Source organism: Alphaproteobacteria bacterium (assembly GCA_035625915.1).
Classification (GTDB): Bacteria; Pseudomonadota; Alphaproteobacteria; order JACZXZ01; family JACZXZ01; genus DATDHA01.
Genome location: DASPOR010000105.1, coordinates 1 through 3,036, shown reverse-complemented (window position 1 = coordinate 3,036; position 3,036 = coordinate 1). Strand labels below are relative to the sequence as shown.

4 protein-coding genes are annotated in these 3,036 nt (G+C 59.4%); 3 read left to right on the top strand and 1 reads right to left on the bottom strand.

From position 1 onward, the window contains the following. A partial coding sequence (locus VEJ16_08560; GenBank protein ID HYB09708.1) for an FAD-dependent oxidoreductase occupies positions 1 to 526 on the bottom strand: 526 nt, incomplete at its 3' end. 215 nt (positions 527 to 741) lie between these two features. On the opposite strand from VEJ16_08560, the gene VEJ16_08555 reads away from it, so the two are divergent. The 3 genes from VEJ16_08555 to VEJ16_08545 are packed head-to-tail and all read left to right on the top strand — an operon-like array spanning position 742 to position 2,865. Then, positions 742 to 1,077, top strand: a complete 336-nt coding sequence (locus VEJ16_08555) for a hypothetical protein (GenBank protein HYB09707.1) — start codon at positions 742 to 744, stop codon at positions 1,075 to 1,077. Between the two features lie 16 nt (positions 1,078 to 1,093). Beyond that, complete coding sequence (locus VEJ16_08550) at positions 1,094 to 1,657, top strand: DOMON-like domain-containing protein (protein HYB09706.1); 564 nt, start codon at positions 1,094 to 1,096, stop codon at positions 1,655 to 1,657. Positions 1,658 to 1,662: 5 nt separating this feature from the next. Next, positions 1,663 to 2,865, top strand: a complete 1,203-nt coding sequence (locus VEJ16_08545) for a DUF1343 domain-containing protein (protein ID HYB09705.1) — start codon at positions 1,663 to 1,665, stop codon at positions 2,863 to 2,865. The last annotated feature ends 171 nt before the right edge of the window (positions 2,866 to 3,036 follow it).

Genomic DNA, 3,036 nt, shown 5'->3' with positions numbered 1-3,036 from the left:
TCGCTCCGGCCATCTCAACGCCCGTAGGGCCGCCACCGACGATTACGAACGTAAGAAACCGCCGGCGTTTATTCTCGTCTTCGGTAAGCTCCGCTTGCTCGAAAGCGGAGAGGATACGACGGCGAATACGCGTGCCATCCTCGATGCTCTTAAGGCCGGGAGCGAATACCGCCCAGTCGTCATGACCGAAATACGAATCGGTCGCCCCCGTTGCAATCACCAGGAAGTCGAACGGGAATCGACCTGCCTGCGTGGTGACGACCCGCCCCGGAGCGTCGATGCCGGTGACTTCCGCCATCAGGACAGTGACATTTTTCTGTTGACGCAGAATGAAGCGGATTGGCCATGCGATCTCGGCAGGAGAGAGTGCAGCAGTCGCGACCTGGTAAAGCAGCGGCTGAAAACAATGATAGTTGTGGCGGTCTATGATGGTGATGTCGACCGGCACGCGCCTTAGCGTTTTCGCCGCCTCGAGTCCGCCGAAGCCCGCTCCGATAATAACGACTTCAGGGCGCCGCTGCGCCATTGGTGCGGCTTTCGTGATGAGGCTTAAGGTGTGCCTGCGGCTCGCATCTGCACAGACGTTTCTTCGCCGGACGACCGTAGCAGCTTCACGCTCAGAAGCAATTCGCTGCATGGCATGCGCACTCCTAATCTTCCGCAACGCTTGGGTGGCACTCAACAATCGCATCCTGACGTGTCATGCTGGCCAAATCGACAGCACACATCGTGGGGTTCACCATGAAATTGCTCCAGATTGTTCCTCGCGAGGGTACGCGCCTTTATGGTGCGATGATCAGAAAGCAAGCAGAGATCCACCGCAACGGTCGTGGAACCTTCTCACGGGCGGCGGCGCGAAAGCGCGAGACCGCGCGATGGACCCACGTCCGCTACAAAGGATCGATCAATTTGGAGCCCGGCCCGTCGCAAGAGGTGGAGGCCGTCATTAGGTCTTCCGACCGCAGCGATGAAGCCCGGCTCTTGTCATCGTTTCTCGGCTGGCTCGATCGGCATTTCGGGGAGCATCTATCGTCGGTCAAAATCGAGTACCGGAAATCCGACCGCGATCGTCGGTGAGCTCGTGGACCCCCTGATGCGCCAGCCGTTGCGGCTTCATCCGGCCTCGTTTTGCCCTGTGGTGACGCAGATCGAAGTGGAAATTGCGCGCCGGCGGCCCCGTAGTTTGATGTTAGCCTATGTCGTGACGGGCAAGATCGACAATATGTCCATGCCGCCCGCGGCTGACGCAGTACGCACCGACGAACTCTGGCGTCACACCTGCTTCGAGGCCTTCGTCCGTAGATCGCCAGGCGAGGCGTATTACGAATTCAATTTTGCACCCTCGACACAATGGGCGGCTTATCGATTCGACGGCTACCGAAACGGCATGCGGGTCGCCACCGAGATCAGCGATCCCGGGATCGAGGTGGAATCGAGTCCGGCGCGATACATCCTGCAAGCATCGCTGGATCTGGATGAGCTGTTGTTTCCTGCAAGCGGGGGCGGGCGCGAAAATGGGACGATTTGGCGTCTCGGTCTCGCGGCGGTTATCGAAGAGACCGGCGGCCGTCAATCCTATTGGGCCGTGGCGCATCCACAGGGTAAGCCGGATTTCCATCGTTCCGATTGTTTTGCGCTAGAAGTGCCTGAAGCATAACCACCATGAAATTTGGCATCGATCGCCTCACTGCCGAACCCGTCTTGCGCGCATCGCTGAACGGCAGGCGCGTCGCGTTGCTCGCCCACCCCGCCTCGGTGACCGCAAATCTGACGCACTCGCTCGATGCCCTGGCCGCGTGCGGTGACATTAACATTGCCGCGGCTTTCGGTCCGCAGCATGGCCTGCGCGGCGATAAGCAAGACAACATGATCGAGTCGCCGAGTTTCGACGATCCGGTCCATCACATCCCAGTCTTTAGTTTGTATGGCGAAGTACGCAAACCGACGGATGAGATGATGGACCTATGCGATATCGTCCTCGTCGATCTGCAGGATCTCGGCTGCCGGATTTACACGTTCATCACGACGCTCCGCTATGTCCTCGAGGCAGCGTCGACACGCGGTAAGGCGGTGTGGGTATTGGATCGGCCCAATCCCGTTGGACGGCCCATCGAAGGCTTGATGCTCCAAGCCGGGTGGGAGAGCTTTGTTGGCGCCGGACCGCTGCCGATGCGCCATGGGTTGACGCTCGGCGAGCTCGGTTCGTGGTTTGTCAGAACGCTCAAGCTCGATGTCGAGTATCGCGTCGTCGAGATGCAAGGCTGGCAGCCTGACGCCGCGCCCGGATTCGGTTGGCCGCTTGGCCGGCGAACCTGGGTCAATCCCAGCCCCAACGCGCCAAATCTTTGGATGGCGCGCGCCTATGCCGGCACGGTGATGGTCGAGGGCACGACCCTATCGGAAGGCCGCGGCACGACGCGGCCGCTTGAAGTGTTCGGTGCTCCCGATATCGATGGGCTGGCCATCATGAAGGAAATGGCTTCGCTCGCGCCGCGGTGGCTGGCAGGTTGCCGCCTGCGGGATTGCTGGTTTGAACCCACGTTCCACAAACATGCAGGCAGGCTGTGCAACGGTGTTCAGATCCATACTGAAGGTCCCGGTTACGATCATCAGGCGTTCAAGCCCTGGCGTATTCAGGCGCTCGCCTTTAAAGCAATCCGCCGCTTGTATCCGGACTATCTGCTGTGGCGCGATTTCGCCTACGAGTACGAGCGTGGCAAACTCGCCATCGACGTGATCAACGGCAACAGGTTATTGCGCGCGTGGGTGGACGACGTAACGGCGGCGCCACAAGATTTGGACGCGTTGGCTATACCGGATGAACGGGCATGGTCGAACGAGCGGCAGGAAATGTTGCGATACTAACGGAAGACGGGCTGATAGTCGGTATTGAGAATCGTTGCCATATGCGCTCTCTGTTCTTTCGCATAAATTCCCGTTCCAGCGGCACGAATGGAAACAATCAGCCATGAGCTACGCCGTAGCCCTTCTTGTCGTCTTCCTTATCGCGGTCGGTTCTATAGTGGCGGCAAGCTT

Bases quoted from the DNA above. Each gene is read 5' to 3' on its own strand.
- VEJ16_08555 (HYB09707.1), top strand. From the start codon at position 742: ATGAAATTGCTCCAGATTGTTCCTCGCGAGGGTACGCGCCTTTATGGT.
- VEJ16_08550 (HYB09706.1), top strand. From the start codon at position 1,094: ATGCGCCAGCCGTTGCGGCTTCATCCGGCCTCGTTTTGCCCTGTGGTG.
- VEJ16_08545 (HYB09705.1), top strand. From the start codon at position 1,663: ATGAAATTTGGCATCGATCGCCTCACTGCCGAACCCGTCTTGCGCGCA.